This is a genomic window from Pseudoalteromonas sp. S16_S37 (assembly GCF_014694405.1).
Lineage (GTDB): Bacteria > Pseudomonadota > Gammaproteobacteria > Enterobacterales > Alteromonadaceae > Pseudoalteromonas.
Genome location: NZ_JAAUWV010000018.1, coordinates 62,088 through 81,474, shown reverse-complemented (window position 1 = coordinate 81,474; position 19,387 = coordinate 62,088). Strand labels below are relative to the sequence as shown.

General features: G+C 41.9%; 3 protein-coding genes. All 3 read right to left on the bottom strand.

What is annotated here, in order from left to right:
* On the bottom strand, window positions 1–1,083 hold a 1,083-nt coding region (locus tag HC733_RS10280), incomplete at its 3' end, for a hypothetical protein (RefSeq protein WP_203219206.1).
* 445 nt (window positions 1,084–1,528) lie between these two features.
* Entirely contained in the window at window positions 1,529–3,217 is a 1,689-nt protein-coding gene (locus HC733_RS10275) for a hypothetical protein (protein ID WP_190364958.1), read from the bottom strand.
* 324 nt (window positions 3,218–3,541) lie between these two features.
* Window positions 3,542–19,183 (bottom strand): Tc toxin subunit A-related protein, encoded by a 15,642-nt coding sequence (locus HC733_RS10270; RefSeq protein ID WP_190364957.1) that lies wholly within the window; start codon window positions 19,181–19,183, stop codon window positions 3,542–3,544.
* Between the last annotated feature and the right edge of the window lie 204 nt (window positions 19,184–19,387).

Below are 19,387 nucleotides of genomic sequence, written 5' to 3'. Positions count from 1 at the left end.
ATCTGCACTTTGCTTGTCTGCATCTGCACTTTGCTTGTCTGCATCTGCACTTTGCTTGTCTGCATCTGCACTTTGCTTGTCTGCATCTGCACTTTGCTTGTCTGCATCTGCACTTTGCTTGTCTGCATCTACACTTTGTTCGTCTCCTCCCTCTTCTAATTTATCTACTTCATTTTGTTCTGGGCTGTGTACACGGTCAAATACCTCAAAAACCGCATCAGAGCTTTCTTTTAATTGGGAAGCTGAATTATCAAGCGCTCTGATCCCGCCCTCAGGTATGTCTCCTGTTCGAATTTTATCTCGTATTGCCTCGGTTCGTGCTCTAGCCGAGGGAAGAGCATTGGAATCTTTAAATCCAGCAGCAGCGAAGATGCGCTGCTTAATTTCTTGCGCAAAGCCACTGTAATAACGCGATAAACCCTCATCGTCCATCGAATACGCAGCAGTTTCTAAATTATCAACTTGTGTGAGCAGTTGCTCAAGCTTATCGACATCATCAAGGTGTAGGGTGCCATCTTCGCTCAAGGTCGACACGCTCTGACCGATTGCCTCAACAGCAGTGCGGATGCTTTGCATGTTTTCGGTGTCTTCACCGGCCACAAGCGCATCAGCACTTTCTACATCCCCGGTGATTTTTTGTAGTATCTCGACGCGGTTTATATTGTTTTCAACTTGTTCGAGGTTGTCTGAGTCTCGTTGCATGACTTCGTCTTTTATTTCACCAAGCAACGTCATGTGTTTGTCAAATTCGTCATCATTACCTAAGTCAATATTACCAAACTTTAGTAATGCATTGATGAGCGCGCCCAAAAAGCCATCTAAAACCCCGCCATGCCCATTTGACTCTTTGGCAAATGTTTCAGCGTCTTTGATCATTTTATCTATGTCAGATGCGGTGATATCTTCAGGCTTTTTACCCAGCGAATTAGCAAGCTCAGACTTAATACTCGCTTTGCTTGCCTCATTGGCGTCCTTTTGCTTTTTTACGGCTTTGTCGCGCGATTGTTGCTTACGCTTAGAAAGCTCAGTTTTGATTTTTGATAACCGCCCAGCATTGGTCGGTGTTGATTTATTTTTTGGCATGTTTGTTCCTTGAAAATGCGCGCATGTCTCTTTTGAATGGTCACATGTATTGCCATGTAAAAATCACGCGCATCTATAGTAAGGGAGTGTTAAATGCTCGCAGCAACGAGCATGTGGTTGAGATATATTAAAAAAGAATAGGTGTGACTGATACTCTGTTACCTCGTATCAATCACACCAACTCTTGTATGAGGGGCCGACCCTCTCACTACCGCTTCTGGAAACTCATCACAGTGGCTTGCCATATACTTTATCAACAGCGCGTTGGTGAAGCGCCATGGCGTATTTGTAGAGGCTCTTTTGCACAGGTACAGTGACTTGCACCGCTTTGACAGTGTGAGTACAAGCAATATGGTGGCGTGTTTTAAGACTGGTTGGTGAGGGGATTAATTGACTGATAAGCCGAGATTAGTTCAGTAGTTTAATTGTTCAAGAGATTTGAATCCTAAAGACCTCCTCTCCCTCTAGCTCCTCTCCCTCTAGCTCCTCTCCCTTGCTCTCCTCTCCCTTGCTCTCCTCTCCCTTGCTCTCCTCTCCCTTGCTCTCCTCTCCCTCGACCTCCTGTCCCTCTAGCTCCTCTCCCTTGATCTCCTTTACTAAGCGGCTGAGCATCGTTAACCTTCTTTAAGAGCTCGCGAAGCTGTTTCCAAGCAATACGCTCCTCTGCAACTAAACCTGCTAGCTCACTAATCCTCTCTTGATTAATCGTTACAGGAAATGTTTTCGAATGAAGCTGATCTGCATAGGTATGTCTATTCAATTTAATCTTCTCAAGAGGAGTTTTTGCACCGAGACTTTGCGGTTCTCGACCTTTTTCTTCTCTAGTACTCCTGTCCTGCGTTTCAGCTAGTTTAATGGTTTGCTTTAACAGTTGTTCAAAGAAATTACTATCAGAACTGTTAAACTGCTCTGTTGGAAAAGCAGATGTATCTTCAAACATTAATTCCAATAGTGCATGTATTTGCTCCTTTGTCACTTCATTATTTTGATATTGATAAAGTGTTCGCTCTAGTATGGATAAGTCTGTTTCCCCTTCCGACGGAATATTCCAGTTTACACCCAATTTACTTATCTGAAAATCTGGGATTTTACTTGTGTCGTTTGGAGTTGAACCAAATGTAACAGGTTCGTCTGTACTTTTAACTCTGCCACGCACCGTATAAGGACTGCGGGGGAATTCATAGCGCAACAATGTTCTGTTTAAGCCTAGGTTACTGAGTCTCTCATGCCTCTCCTCACCAACATAGTTTTGAAGGCCGATGGATACCGTTGGTATTGCCATAAATGTAAATAAATCAATCCCCCCGCTCCTAAAACCAATAACCGACTTAAAAAAACCGTCTTCAAAAGCTTTCGCCATAAATTGGGCTTCTTTCATTCGGTCTGGTAGAGCTGAATTTTCTCCTTTCGTCATCTTCTTCCAGTATTCGCCAATAAATTTTACATCATCAGACAAAAAAGGTTCGGAGATGTCACCAAGCTCTTTTTTAAGAGCGTCTCTGTCGATACCACTAATTATCGGTGTTAGTCCCAGGTTCTTAGTACTTATTATTAAGTCAATAATACCATGTCCGGTATCATATTCGGGATGAACATTACCTCTAAGGCCGGAGTTACGATGGAGAATCAAAACTGCGTCTTTTTTATCGCCAAAGACTGTCGTAACATCCTCGTCAACACCCTCGTAATATACTCTTGGACCATCTGGAAATATCATGCCTTGTTGTAGTTCAGATTTTGTTAATTCTAGCGTTTTTTTCTTCATCGAACTTTGCAAACTTGCTTCTATTGTCTTTGTTGCGTCTCCCTCATTATTTAGTTTCGTTTGTAGTCTTTTGCTAGCTAATATTACTCGGTCTTCTCGCCCCTTACTCAGATAATCTATTACAGAGACCTGTGAAAATTTTCTATCTTTCTCATTTTTACTAACGTTAGCTAACACAAGAATCGCTTTTGGGTCTAAAGTCATCATTGCACGCATGTGGTACATATCCCCAGAGTGAGCAACATCCATCAAATATAATTTTTTACTTGATATTTGACTTAACCGCTGCAGAGCAGGTTCGTTTTTTTCAACCGAATAATCGTGTAAATTTCCTGCTAGTTGTTTTACTTCTTCAACAACCTTACTCATTTTTGTCTCCTTATAGTGTGCCTATTTAATTGCTTGCTTGAGGCAGGCATAATTGTTGCCATGCTTTTTCAACCTCTTTTATATTTAGCGGCTACAATGCCGCTACTGGTTATTGCCTCATTACACAACCTCAATGCGTTGTAGGTCTATGTAATAAGTGTTTTTCGCGTTACTACTTGCGCAGGCCGCTAGCCCGTGTTCCAAAAAGTCATGTTTGGCTCCTCGGTGTTAAAGTGTTTTATAAAGATGATTGGGGCGCTAAGCCCCGGTTGGTTTATGCTGGAAAGGCCCTGACCTGCGTCAGGGTGACGGTTGTTACAGGTACTAAACTTTGGCTTTGTAAACCACAATTAAGCCCAGTTTTTCAAGCTTAGATACATCTCCTTGTGGTGTTAAAGTCCAGCGGGCGCCGTCTTTTGCCACACTCACCGAATTGGTGAGTAAAATGCCTTTGTTACGTAGTATCAAGGTATCATCACCATTGAGCGTCAGGTTAACTTGCTCATCGTTTTCGGTTTCCATGTAGGTGTAAATGGCGTCTATTTTATCGCCATGCATGCCTGGTAGGCGCGCTTTGCTTACGTTTAGCGTTAACTCCTCGGTTTGTTGGTGTACCAAGTCATAAAAATCGTTGGCAAATAACTGTGCAATATCTAGATAAACCGCTTTAGTGTATGGTTTTAACAACGCACGTACCTGATTGGCATATTCGTTCCCTGCATTTTTAGCGGTGTAATCTAGCTCGATTTTTACGTCTTTTATCTGGTTGATATCAAAGTTACTTTGTGCCCCTGGTATTTCCAGTTGCCAGTTAGAAACCGCGCCGGTGCCTTCAAACGGTAAGTAACGCGAGTCGGCAAAGTTAAGCTCAAATACACCGCTGCTTTGCTGCGTGTATTGGTCTAACTGCGAGACGGCAACATGCTGGTTGGGTCGCCAATTGCTACGTATCGACAGCGGTACTGTGCCTTCTGGGCTAAGCAAGTGCTTCACCGCGTTCACATCTGGCTCCATAACCGTTTTATGGCTTTGCTGCGTTAATATTGCATTAACTGTGGTGCCATCACCGGCTTCAATTTGCACCTTCACCGCTTTTATCTGACGACAATAATGACTTGGAAAGTCATAGGCAAACATCTCTTCGGTCAACTTAAACTGACATAAGCGTTTGTGCTTTAACGTCATCAAAGCGATTGGGTCCCACTGCGCCAACGAAATGGTTTTAGTCACTTCGTGGTCGCGCTGATGAGTGTCTAAATGGGCTTTTTCTAACTCATGTAAGTCAACACTCAGCTGATTTGCTGATTGATGACCTAGCTTACTGTTATCCCAGTAACGGTGCATGCCTTGAATGTGGTTACGCGCAGCGTCGGTTATACTGCGCTCAAAACGATACGCCATTTCAGCTGCTTTGGCGTAATCATGGGCCAGCTTAAAAGCGCGATCATGGGCTTTCATTAAACGCCCTTTCATCCACGCATACAGTGCCGCATTGGTAAATTTAGATTGTAAAAAGTCAGCCACTTGCGCGTTGTGTTTCACTTCTTGATCATGCACCAACAGCTCATTTTCAATAGACTTAATGTTTTCATCAGAGCCTTGAATTTGTAGCTTCAGTTCATTTTCTTCGTGCTCAGTGGTGGTTCTTTGCATCTGCCAATCACGCATCGACAACTCATGCTGCGCCACAACCGCATAAGACTCGGCATTGTAGCTGAGGATCTCAGAGCGCGTTTGCGCTATTTTTGCGCCAACACTGGCAACCGCTGCGGCAATTTTGCCTAGGTGCACAATCGTGCCCAACGTACAAGGCGAACCAAATTTTATTTCACCGATCGCTTCAAGTGCCGAAGCCGCCCCTTCCAAGCCAACCGACAAATAGAGCATGTCGCCTGCTTCGTCAAAGCTTTCAAGTTGTTTAACCTCGGATGCTAACCAACCATTATCATCGTCAATAAAATCTCCCACTGACACACCAGGCTTGTGCGTTAACCAGCTGTCATACTCTGCTTTTTGAAACTTGGCCCGTTCCAGGTTTTCTTCTAAGCCTTGTTTGTTGAGTTTTGCCTCCTCAAGTCGCGCTTCAATCGCGGCGCGGCTTTTATCTAAGATCACCCCTTCATGTTTTTGCTGCAACTGAGCAAGCTGCTCAGCCTCAAGCTTTTCAATGGTGCCTAGCAGCTCGCCATCAAACTGACTGACTTGTGCCACTAGTTCTTTGGCTTTGGCTAGCATAAAGTCAAAGCGATAATATGGCACGGCTGCTGATAACCCAGCGATTGCAGAGGCAACACCGCCGCCACCTGCTACAGCATTCACCAGCGCCATAGGGTCAATTGGCGGCTGGAACAGCGGTAACGGCTGCTTAATTCCATTAATATCAAGACACTGGCGAATTTTATGTAAGCGGTCTTCAACTCTGTCCCAATATTTGAGCAAGTGGGCGTTTTCAGGTACATGAAAGTAACTGTTGGTAACACTTTCGTGCACACGACCGGCAAAGTTCAAGCTATGCTCAACCGCGCCGCCGTCCACGTCAAATAGCACATCGTATCGGGTGCGTTCATCTGTGTCGGCGCCAAGAGTGTGTAAATCCGCGTAATTTGACGCGTTACTGAGCACTAAATCGCCAAGATTGTCTGGTCGTTTACCAAGCATGTCGTAGGCGAGCATATATAACATGCGTGCTTCGTTGATACTCTCTCGTGTGTAACGCCTAAACAGTGCATCACCCCAGTCAATGATATTGTCGATGTAGCCCATCACGATATTTCTGCGATAAGCAATGGTGCGCAGCCCTGCAATGGTATGGGGGTCAAAAGGGTCCTCTAGATACGCGCGTATCTGCGCAGCCTGAGTTTGCATACTAGCAATACGTGCTGGCAGTTTTCTCACCAAGGGCAGTATTTCTTGCGCAACATAGTCAACAATCTCGTTGTCACCTACATTAAAGCCAGCTAGCGCCAATTCGAAAGGCGATAAAGCCGTGGTTATATGCGCGTTCACCCCCGCCGATAATGTAGTATGACCTTGTTTAATCGCATCAAGTTGCTCGCTTGTTAAGCGTTGACCTTTAAATAACGGATTAAGTGGTACAAGTGCATTAATAAATGCATTGGTTGCAGCGGTTAGCGCCGTTATGTCTTTAAGCTGTGCCAATTTACTCACAATGGCGTCGATGTCGGATGACACAAACGGCAAAAAGTGCCAGTTGTCAGATGCATTGCTTGGGTCAAAAATCATTTGATACCAGCGTTTAGCCGCTTCAAACTTTTGACTCTCTGACAAGGTTTGCGCTATCAGTGCTGGCAAATGATAGAATAATTCCCAGTAATAAATACCATTGGCATGCCTGAACTCTAAATGCGAGTCGCTCGGGACATTGTCGTTATCGACGACCTCTGCATTGACAATAATACGGGTATCATCGGTTTGTAGGTTGCCATCATCGAGCATAAATCTCGGTGTTTCATCCATTAGCTGCGTTGGCAACGCCAACAAACCTTCAACACCACCACTGTAAAACTTTCGCGCTATTTCGCTGCCTGTCATCGATGACAGACGTAAAATATCGTATTTAGCGTCTGATAAGTCAGGCAGTAACCCTGCAAGATTCGACAGATCCAAATACTTGCCATTGGCAAAAACGCGCGTATGGTTACCATGGTTATACATCAGCTTAATTTGTCCAAGGTGTGTAACGCCCAGCGCATCTTTTATACTTTGATGCAAAATCATAGGCTTACCATTCACCAATTGGCCAAGGCTATTAACGCGATTAAACAGCTTAGCACTACCGCGTCCACTAACATACACCGTGTCGTCTTCGCTTGTAAAAGCGAACTGCAAGTCAAGCTCACGATTGTTGCTGAGCTGATATACACCATCTTGGTTTTGCGCAATGCGTTTAGGATAACCCACATCTGCGGCAACATCCGTATCACTTAAGCTAGTGAGTGGCTTTTGAAGTAAATCATCCAGTTCAGAGAGGTTACTATAGCGATAGTAGTAGTCGCCCGTTAGTAAGTAGATAACGTTATTTTTTGCAAAAATCGCATCAATCTTCCCATCATTGGCTTTAAGCTGATTGCGTGCGGGGATCCAATTGGTGTCATAAGGTTTCAGTTCGTTATCATCAATGTAGGTATAACCGCCTTGATGATATATCCGGCCGTCACCTTGTATATTTTTTGATACGACCGCAGCCTTAATCGGCTCACTCTCGTTATCTGAAAGTTGCCTTAATGACACTGAGCTCAGCCCTTGCTCACCGCTTCGTTTGATATCATCAAAATCCTTATAGTAAGCAACCCTGCTTCCTGATATAACAACGATATATCTTTCTAGAATGCAGGTAGCGTCTATTTCTGCGCCATGGATAAAGTTTTCTAGGCTGTCAACAGCTAATTTTTCTAAATCACCTTGGCGATGTAGTTCAATATCTTCCTCCATGTTAAATTGATCACGGGCGATATATTCGTCACCTTGCTGAATATAAAAGAATCCTTTGTAATAAAAGAATCCCTTAATTTTAGGAGAAACTGCTGCATTATCTTCTCCATATACTTTCGCCTCTTTCGTCCAACCACTGCCTTGAAGCTGCACCAAATTGTAATTTGGCCCCTGATCATAAACCCGATAGCGCAAAGGCGCATTACCATGACTGCCGTTACCACAGTAAAGTGCTGTTGAGTTCATATAATAAAGCTCTGGTTGCGTGTCACTGCCTACATTGAAGAACACCACCTCCTTATAAGTAAAGCCACTTTTAAATCTATTGATCTCATTTGCGTTACTTCGTGTGTAATAGCTTTCCAAGCTATCTAGAAGGGGTTCATTCAACAGTTCAAACTCTTTAATACGATCATATTCGTAAATAAGATAAGTTTTTCCAGCGTACTCAAACACCCCAGTTATTTTACTTACATCAAACGGTTCGTCCGTCATCTTAGCCTGAGGCCATAATGGATAGGGCATCGCAGCGATATTGCCGTGACTATCGACGGTGCCCCACTGCTTACCTTGAACAAAGTAATTGTTGCCACCATTATGAAACGCACCACTTACTTGCTCTGTAGGTAAATGTATAACGTCTTTATCTTGTCCGAGTATTTTTGGGTAGCCTGTATCTGCTTGAAGTAAATCGTGCTGTTCCCCCTCATTTAAGGTAAATCTGAGGTAATCTTTATCACTAAATAGATAAACGGCATCTTTTCCTGAGACTGCATTCGGTACAAACAGTGCTGCATCAATATTCGTTCTGATATCTTGGCGAACTCGACCCCAATACTCACTTGTCTGCTTAGCACTGCTGGGCGCTGCGTTACTGACTAACTCCTCATCAGATAAGCGCACAAATTGCCCTTGTCCTGCATTACCATCAAACCAATAGGTTTTATCAGCTGCGGGATTATAAACAGCCTGTTGCGCGACATTGCTGTTAAACCAAGCGCCTAGATCTTTGGCTTCTTCAACTTCGATATTGCCGATAGTGGGTTTGCACAAGAAACTCCCGCCTTTGTAGTCAAAACATAACCATGACAGGTTTTGCCCGCTATTATCTGGCACATTTAATGCCACAGGCTGCTGGATGCGGCTGCTGTCTTCTTTTGGAAAAAGTGTTTCAAATGTACTAATGCCTGAATTTATCCAATTGAAATCTTTGTCCGCAGCTTTATTGCTTAACTCCACACTTTGATTGGTCTGAGGTGTAAACTCAAAACGGGTGTGATTCTCATAATGCGTCACTGGAATAAACGCCGAATGACTCAATTGCTCGTTTTGTGGGCTCTTAATTTGACCATGGCTGTCTTTACTCTCAAAAGCAGAGACATCAAGGTTGTGCTCATAATACAAAGTGTGTTCAGCATCGCTGCCGTTTGCTTGATAAACCAAGTTAAATCCATGACCCGTTGACGCTTTTCGCAACATCATGGTGCGATGCATTTGCGGTGTTATATCTCGCTCAATATGCTGATGCGCATTGCCTTTGATAGACCAAGCTTTACTGCCCTGTACACCCATGTAGTAATAATACGGGCTCCGCTGATAGTCGCGGATAATATAAAAGCCGTTTTTCTGGGTATCATTGCCGTCATTGCTAAAAGGCAACATACCCTGCAAGTAAATCGCGGGCAGTTTATCACCAGGAACAACTCGCTTCATTTTGAGCCTAAATTTGTCGCTTTCTTCCTCTGCTGGTGCTGCATAAAGATAATAGTCTCCCTCGTCAGACACTGCTTTGAAGTACAAAGTTGGGTGATTATGCTCAAAATGCGCTAAACGATTTACCTTGATGACGGTATCTCTTAGCTTCTTCAAGTCAACCGTTTGGTCATCTTCTAAGATCGGAAAAATTTCATTTTCTAAGCTTGAGAAGCATTGAATTTCTATTTTGTCTAAGCCTCCTGAGGTTTTACCCTCTTGATGTTTAAAGCTCAAATAATGAGCCGATACCTTTTCTTTAAACGCTTTTTGATAGTTCAACTGCTGTGGCGTCGACCACTGTTGGTTACTATTTAAGGTTGAGTAAAAGAACTTAATCACGCTTTGTATAGCGCTATTGCTCTTCGGCGTATATAAAGATTTGTCATCACTATTGGCACGGATCTCAACTTTGCTGTTCTTCGCACCAACTTGGGCTTGTTCTACACGCGTCCAAAATATAAAAATTTTGTTTTGTATGAAGACTGGATAAACCCTATCAGCGTCAATCGCTATATTCACGCTTTGCCAAGGTTTCCACACAACTTCACTGGTTTGTCCATCTACAAAAGTCGCTGTACGATAATAGTAAGTCATCGGCTGCGTTTTTGTGTGGGCAAATAAGATCACCTCTTTGTCGGCACTATTATTCGGGTTGTCATATACATACCCGCCAGCGATAGTTAAATTTGACACTTGAGCATAGCTGTCGACATACTGACCGAATGCCTTGTTTAAGGTGTCATTATTTAAGTTGCCCTGCGATATTGCCTCTTCAAAGCGCTTAAATAACTCTGTTTTAGTATCACGCAATTCTGGGCGAATGTAGTTTTCTGGATACAAGAAAACCTTACGATTTGCTTCCCATACGCGATAGTTTTTAAACCACTCCCAGCGCGCTTTTAACGCTTTACGAACCTGTTCATTGTCACTTTCGCCTTTTAATTCAACTTGCTCTAAGTTTAAGAACAAACGATGGAAGTACAGTTGCACAGCACCTATCGCCTCTTTGACTCGGGAGGTTTCCATGCACTCGCTCATTTGCACATCGATTAGCAATTTTTCTGACAAATCTCGCTCGTCTGAAATTTCTTCATCTTTGTACAAAATAAACGGCACCATTGCATCTCGTTTGAGTATATTTAAACGATTATGAATCTCGCTTTTCAATATCTTCGCTTGAGCATCTTTACAATACTTGCCTGTTAAGTAAGTCAGTAACTTATCAGCTATCGCTTGGTTACGATCGAAGTGATATTTAACCCCATCAACCTCAAATAACTCACCGTCCACTTTATCTGACGCCATATAGCGCGGCATGTAGATATCCTGATACATTGATTTAGCGCTTGTTCTAAGTCGGTGCGCGAGTGCAAAAATTTGATTGACACGGTCCAACCATTCTAAAGTTACAAACTGCTCTTCATCATTTAGTTTTGGCAAGAAACCATTTTTTCGTTTCAACCAAGTCAGATCCTCAAGATCCCAATCATACATGGCCGCTATTTTTTCAAAAGGCTTATCAACATAGCCGCCGTGATGCTTAAACATCGCTGTTAAATCATGCTCAGTAGAGGCCTTTTCATTGAGCTTTTTAAAGCTGCTGATCAAGGCTAAGTCTTGCAAACGATAATCAGCCCATCGACCCCAGCGAGAAGCAAAAGTTTGAGGATATTGCAAATCTTTATGCGGGGTATACAAACAGTGATATTGGCCCGTAGGATAACGCACAAAAATGCCTTCTTGGGATGGGATATCACCCATGTTTTCCCCATTTCGAACCAAATAAGTGTGTCCTGCAAACGTAAAGGCACCGTGCACACCTTGTTGAAACTCTCTAGGTATTTGTTTAAACACTTCGCTGACGTGCTTAGGAAATCCGGGTTCAAAATACAGTTGCTCGGTATCAGCATAGCGCAGTACTTGCTCACCTTTTAGGATATATAAACGCCCTAAATCATCTACAAACGCTCCATCAAAAACACTTTGTGACATATCACCTTCTAGCTCACCCATTGATGATTGACACAAGGGGTTAGTCAAAGAGTCAGTGTCTATTTTCCAATCACTTGCAATGACCTTGGCGATACTTGGCATGGTTAGCTCAACATACTGTTTGCCTTTAAACAAATACAAGCGACCATCACGGCCAACCGTTGCACCATCAATATCACAGTGGAAGTCGGCATGTAGCTGCCCACCTTTACCGATATCAGTCAGTAAACTCTGTGCTATTGATTTGGGGTAGCCCTTGTCGGGATGTTCATAGTCACAGTTTGAATAACGCAGGTATTTATCATTACTAAACAAGTAGGTTGCGCCCTGATAAGTAACTGCGGCATCGATTGATTCAGTTCTATCAAATAAGTTAGGTAAATAGGCCAAAGCGTCCAAAGTAACGGTTCTTCTACCTTGCTCACTAAATACAAGGAACGAGTCTGGCTCATTGTTACCATGATTTAGGAACAAATACGTTGAATGACCATTGGAAATAATGCCATTGATAACCGTATGGGTAACAATCGCTGGCTCACCATGACATGACGGCATCTGCTCAGCATGCTCATTCGATGTCAACGTATACTGCTTCACAATGTGCGAAATGGTTGTCGCAAAAGAATCAGGTAGTTTAGTAAAACCAGGCTCTTTATTTAGATCTGTTTCAATAAACTTAGGATACCCCTCATCCATATGGCAATAGTCGTCACCCGTGTATCGGATATAACGGTTACCTGAGAATAAGTAAGTGTACCTACTTTTATAAACAAAGCTCGCATCAATGCTTGTGAATACCGGCTTTGCAACGCCTAAATAGTCTTTGTATTCCCTGTGTGTTGTAAGGCTTACACCCTGTTGGTCTAAGTCGTATAGCAAACTTTGAAAACAATGCTCGCCTAAGAAGTAAGTAGGCGTACCACCGCGTGCCCCAGGCCCAGTTCTAGGTTTAGGATGGACATAAACGCCCTGCAGCTTATCAAAAATTTGTTCATCACATTCAAGGATGTCTCCCCATAGATCTGCTATTGAAGCAGGTTTAGTCCAATGATCAGTATTTGGGTCATAATTCACATATTCGCGCCCTTTAATAAATACCAGCGCCTCTTTTTCATGACACTCAGCACGATTATTACGTCGTCTAAAGCCATCACTTTGCATCGTGGTTTTTTGCAATTGCGATTTGTTGAGTATTGCATCAGGCATCAACCAGCCATGATCCTCTAAATATTCCGGCATCTGCCAATCATGGCTATTTAAATAATCGACTTTGGCCTTGTACATCCCCTCGCCATCGCAGTGATCTAATATCGCGTAGCGCCTATTGCCTGCTTCATCTGGGTGTTCAAGTAAATAAGTGATGCTATCAGCAGTGTAGGCAATATCGACACTGTGCAAACCAAAATCATCAGACACACTTCTAATGCCAAGCTGTGTATTGTCAGTCCAAACAGGTGTATTTGGCGTTAAAAACGGGTCAACTTGCTCATCGTAAATCACATATTGCCCACCACTGAACACGTACGTTTTATTGCCGTAATGAAGCGCACTGTCGATGCTATTGCGCTTTTCGATATTATTGGCAACTTTGCCCCACTTATCGGTGACACGCTCACCCTTGTCTAACTGTTTATCGTAGTAATAGGCATGATCACCTTGTTCAGCAGATTTAAAGTAGTAGGTGTTACCATCAGCACCTTCAAGCACCGTTGTCAATGCAGACTGATCTTCTTCATGCAGCAGCTCTATCAAGGTTGGGGCGCTATTTTTGATGCCTAGTTGATAGCCTTCCAAGCTTGTAAACTGTGCCCAAGAGGAGCCATGATTCATGTATACATGGCCGTTTTCCACTAATGCGCATTGAACCCCATCAATTTTATTAAGATTTAGTGCATACTGCGCATTAACCAGTCGGCTATGCGAAGTGTCCAAATGTGAATGCTTCTGCGGGCCGTATTGACTATGGTTTTGTGTCGACACCACTTCAATGCGATTGTCGATAAACAAATACACATTACGCATATCGGCAAATGCGGCGTCTAGGCGTGCTAGCCAATGCGCATCTTGCTCGAAGAGCACAGATGATGTCTCATTAAAATGCTTAAAACGAGGCTCATCTTTGAGTTTATCAATAGGCTTAGGGTAATCCGCATCTAGCGTTGTTAACCATTGTGACGCTTCAGCGCCAGGACTGTCGTTAAATTCACTGCGATAGCGATAATACCTATCACCACTAAACAAGTAGCTATATAGTCGAGTATGAATGATTTCATTGTCAGTGACGCCAACTTCTTTCTCTTGGGCTATCAGAGACATCGCAGCCGTAACGATAAAATCAGCACATGGCGTCATGCCTTGTTCGAGTGCATTTTGGGCAAAGTCCAAAGACGTACTTTTTGGATAATGCTCATCAATTTCACAATAATGTGCATCAGAGAAGCGAACATATTGTCCTGCGCTAAACAAATAGGTTTTACCTGTTTTATCACTCAATGCTGCATCAATTTTATGATGAAACGCATCAGGTAAGGCTGGCCACTTGTCTGCGATTAATTCAGGTTCAGCCCACCAACGGTTAACATGGTCAAAATAGGTAAAATAGCGTCCGCTGAATAGATAGGTTTTCTTATCCGGTGCATTAAATACAGCATCAACACCTTTAAACTGCTTTTGTACATCAACGTCGTCCCCAGTCCAACTATCCGGTAGATTCCACCAATGACTGACTGTTTCTTGCTGTGCTTTGGGATAACCTTCATCTGGTTTTCGATAGTCGTTTGTAGCATAACGTATGTACTGCTTATGCTCGTCGCTTTGGCCAAATAGATAAGTTTTCCCATCCATCACAAAGGCAGCATCAATGGTTTCTAAGCCATCCCAATCATCGGCAATGGGTTTTGGAAACCCAGCATCAACCACACTTAAATCTGATCCACTGAATCGGTAATACAGGTTGTCAACAAATAAGTATACTCGCCCATCTAATCCAGTGAGTGCTGCTGATACATTGAAAAACTCACCATCAGCGCCACTATTGGCTATCGTCTTTGCATTGTTTGGCCAAATATCTTTGGTTTTGCTTACTACGAGCTGTGCAGGCATATCGCCTAGTACTGCCGTGTGTTCACCTTTGAATAAGTTTAACTTGCCATCATGACCCACAAAAGCCGCATCAATGCCTTCAAAAAATGCCAGCATATCTGTTTCAAAGCGATATCCATCGGTTGGGTTAAGGCCCATATATGCTAAAAGATAATCTTTAATTTCAAGCGGGTAGCCAGATACAATTTCCAGTTCTGGATTTTCAATGCAATCTTGGTAGGCAAATACCTGATCGCCAGAGAATACCGTCACTATATCCTGCATGAGAGGGTTAGTTCCGTTCTCGCCAGACTCCTCGCTACCTTCATTCGACAAATGATTAACAAGCAGTGGATTTTTACCCACAAAACAGGCGTCAACACGATGACCTTCAGCTAAGCGATTTCTAACCTTGCCCCACACATCACTAATTGCACGACGCGTTTGTGGTGCATCACTGGTGACAAAGTAGTCATCTTTAAAAAAGTAAGTTTTGTCGTCTAAACCTTGAAAAGACGCATCAATGTGACAATCAAAAGTTTTATGCAACGCCTCACTTTGCCCTTCTTCAGACCAGCTCTGTGAAATGAGCTTCGGATAGCCAAGGTCAGGTTTTTTCATATTTTGCGGGTCGGAGAACTTCACATATTGACCGCCACTAAACATGAATATTGCGCCCGTTGTGTCTGTATAAATGGCATCAACTTGACTAAAATCTTCATACTCCATGTCGGTTTGACCCCACTTACGGGTCAATTTTTGCCATGGTTTTGCCATCAAATCGTGATTGCTGTCATCCCTTTCTAGCATCGGCGTCATCACGTAATATTCATTATCGGCAATAACCACATTACGTCCCATTTTATCAACATAAGCAGCTATGACTTGGTCGAAAACTAGTCCGTTTTGGGTGTCACCAGTGAGTAAACTGGCAAGCTTATCATCGTCAGTCTCAACTCTTTCCAATGTCGATGCATCATACTTCCAATAGCGAGCATAGCTATCTTGATGTTCATCATTCTTGCTCAAGAACAAATAGATATAGCCATCCTTACTTTCTAGCAATGCATCAATAGTATCGATACGTTTGGTATGACCACTACGCAACATCACTTCAGGTAATGCTAAATTGACGGGAAACTTCTCAACTAAGCTTTGATCTCTAAACGCAATCGCAACCTCATCTTCATTTAAGCCCATCTTTGCAGCAAACAAAGAAAATTGTTTAATCCTTTTCCAAGTGGATGAAAATAGGCTATCTGCGGGCATGGCACTTATCGTGTCATCTAACCCAACCGTTGAGATAATCGGTCCCAACCAATTTTCAATATGCTGGTTATTATTAAACAATTGCTGACTCAGTTGCATCACCGTCATTTCTTTTAACGATAAAGTTTGTGCCAATGTGCGATAGACTAAACGCTGCTGCTGTTCGGCAACAGACTGATGCTTTTCTATCATTGCACTGTGCAGCGAGTGTGTATTTCGAGCAAGTTTATTGAGGACAAAAAATAGGTCTTTGTTAAAGTCTAAGAAATCTTCAACTTCAAATGATAAAGCGTTGTTAGCATTTAAGAAAAAAGCAACTTTATCAGGATGAACTTCAAGGTTCGGTTGCAAGTAGCCTTGCTCAGTTAAATCACCGACTAGTTGGTCATACTGTACTTGTTCAAGTTGCATCGACTCCAAATTTGCATGAGTAAATCGATAGTCATTTAACCTAGTAATGATACTTTTTATACGCTCAAATACCGTTTTGTTATCGCTTGGCTTAAATGGCCAGTGTACATCTAACAGCTCAGCATTCGCGTCGTCAGAGAAAAAGCGTAATGCATCGGTCGTTAATCTGCCCTCATTTAAATAAAATTGACTAAATACAGCATACACCCAATCGGCAATAAGGTTATCTGCTATGTCCTTAAAGTCTGACTGACTGAATTGTTCAAATTGCTGTTTTTGCTTTGTAACTAAGGACTGTAATGCTGCAATGATCTGTTGCGTGTAAGGATAAAACTGTACTTCTAATAGGAAGTTATCTGCACTTAACGCGATAATTACCTGATTATCAATAATGTACATTTCCTCATCAATATAGCCATTAAAATGTAGATTATTGAGCAAGTCGTCCAGTTGATTTTCATCTAACTTAAGTTCAGAAAACGTCTCTTTCGAGGCTTTGATTTTCAACTTCTTGAATTTCTTTATTCTCGCACTAATTAGAGAGTAAACTTCGTCGGCATGCGCGGTAATTTGAGAATTAACTTCGAATAATGCAAAGTTTTCAATAAATTCAAACGTAGCCTGCTCAATGATATTACCATCAGTATCCAAATATCCGTTAAAAATAAGGTTGTCATACAACTCGTTGCGCTCTTGGACCAGCATCCCCAATTCATCTAAGTCAGAAATATGGAAACCGTCATCAGGATTGGTTGCCACACGCTGTGCAATAAGATCATAAAGAGGCTGTTTAAACGCGCTGAAATTGGTCTGCAAATGGAAGTGTGCTTTATCTTGTGGAAAATCTGCTAACTGTAATGCACCATCGGTATTTAAATAGCCCATCAGCACTAGATTATCGAAGATCTTCTGCGCTACCTTCTCCTCTAATCCCAAACCAAGAAAATCAGCTTGCGCAATCACATCTAACTGTTCACTCACTTTGAGCGCAGCTGTTTTCGCAGCATGCTCATCAAACAGTGCTATTCGATTATCGCTGTACGCAACCAGTGTCCCTGACATGCTATTGATCACTTCATGCACAATGCGAGCAGTGCGCTCATCAATCTCATTTGACACATAGACCGTTGTAGATAACAGTTTGCTTTTTACTTTTTGGTATAAGCGATCAAACCCTGCGATATCTTTTTCTGACTTATTGTTTGTATTCACATAGGTTGTAGGGTCTTTTAATTGTGCTTCCGTCAAAACAAGCTTGCGAGGCTCTTTATTGCAGGTAATAGTAAGTAACTCTTTTGCAGAAAAACCATTATCGCTAATGTACTGCGAGACTCCTTGCAACGCTTGAATCAACCAGATGCGATCAGATACTGTGTGCGTGTGAAGTTCGCTTTCTCTTACAATATCAAAACAATTCTTAGTATGACTCGCAAAGCGAAAGTGATCATATTTGTACTGCATTTGGTTAATTACAGCATCGTTCTCAAGTACGTCGAATAGTATGAAAAGTGATTCAATGGTTAACTCAAGATAGTTCGCCAACATCGTTACACGATACAAAGTATTGAGAAGAGAAAACTCTTCATCAGGCCTATACCAAAGTTCAATGTAATCATTGTGATCAGTAATATGTTGATTAAGACGAGAGCGAAATCCTGTCACAATCGTTTTGAGTTGTTTTTCGGAAATACCCAGCTCATTAACGATACGGCGACGATAATTTTTGTTGTCTAACGATAAAATATCACCATTTTGCCAAGTAATTCTGTCAAATCCTAGATATTGCTCTGGACGCACTTCACCAAGATAGGATTTGTCTGACAGAGCACAAAGACCATTAAAAGTACGATTGAACAGATCTGTAGGTTGCACGTCATTACCAAATCCACAATTGTTGATGCTACTAAACAAAGAACAAACTTCATCTATTGGCTTAGCAGAACGCTTACTCAATGTTTTAATAAAAGACAATGTTACTAAGGCTGCATGATCTAACTTGCAACTGCAGCACGTTCGGAGGATCAATTCTAAAGAGTTAAAGTCAATACTAATCGCATGCGACAAGCGAACAACACGGTGTGCACGATCTAGCCAACTAACCACTGACACATCTGTAGGTGTTCCTTGGGACCAAACTAATTTATCTTGCTGCTCATTGAACTTGAAATACCCTCCAAGACCTTGATTTAAGTACAAATCTTCTAGCTTGACCTGTTGGCCCAAGATATTACTCGCTTGTTCTTCAAAGTTCAGCGGCCCATAGACTAGGGACTCCAACTGATTATGAGTTAGCCCCATTGCAGATTTCAGTTCACCAACATCAATTTCCTTATCTGCTGCAATACCAGAAAAATTACCATCTTCATTTATAGATAAGTTATTTACTATCGAAAGTTTGTGACCAAAACTTGCTTTAATCTTTTCCACTACATCGGGGATAGCTATATTAGCTTTATTTAATAATACCCAAGGTGACGTCAATAAAGTATTTAGATCATCTGACAGGCCTAATTGCTCCTGAGCAATCATAAAGTTATCATACGAGTTAAAATCCCCGACATATGATTTATATATTTCATCAGCACCAACAGATAGGTACTCTAAATACAACTTAACTCTTTCATTATGGTAGTCAAAAGGAATTTTTTCTGGATAACAATCTTTTTTCAAAACATTGAAAGCTCTAGAATTAATATCTATATTACTTTCACCAACAAACCTGTTTATTTCAGCAATTAATCGCTCATTTACTATATCAAGATATGGTAATAGTTCGTACGTATTGTCGGCATCAAGCATAATCTTTTCGATAATATCTTCGCGCCTTTGACTGAGCTTTTTGAGATCATTAATGCTTTCAGGATTGACTTCATCATCGACTAACTGAAGTAAGTCAGTAAGATAAGCAGCTGGTGAATATACACTCCTTGCGTTATCGCCTTGCTTAAAATTAAGTGGCCCAAATAGCTTTTCGTAATTTACTTTTTGGTCATGATTATTTGACACTGTTAACTCCTAAATTGGATTTATACTACACATTAAAAATCAATAAATGTAAGAGGAAAAAAATCATCTTTACATTTAAATACAATTCAATGATGTTTAAATTTTTTATTACTTCGTGGTTTAATGAAGAGGCTTTAAATTCGATGAATTTAAAAGTTAGAATTAAAATTAACGGAAATATATTATGAAAAATGACCAAGTAAG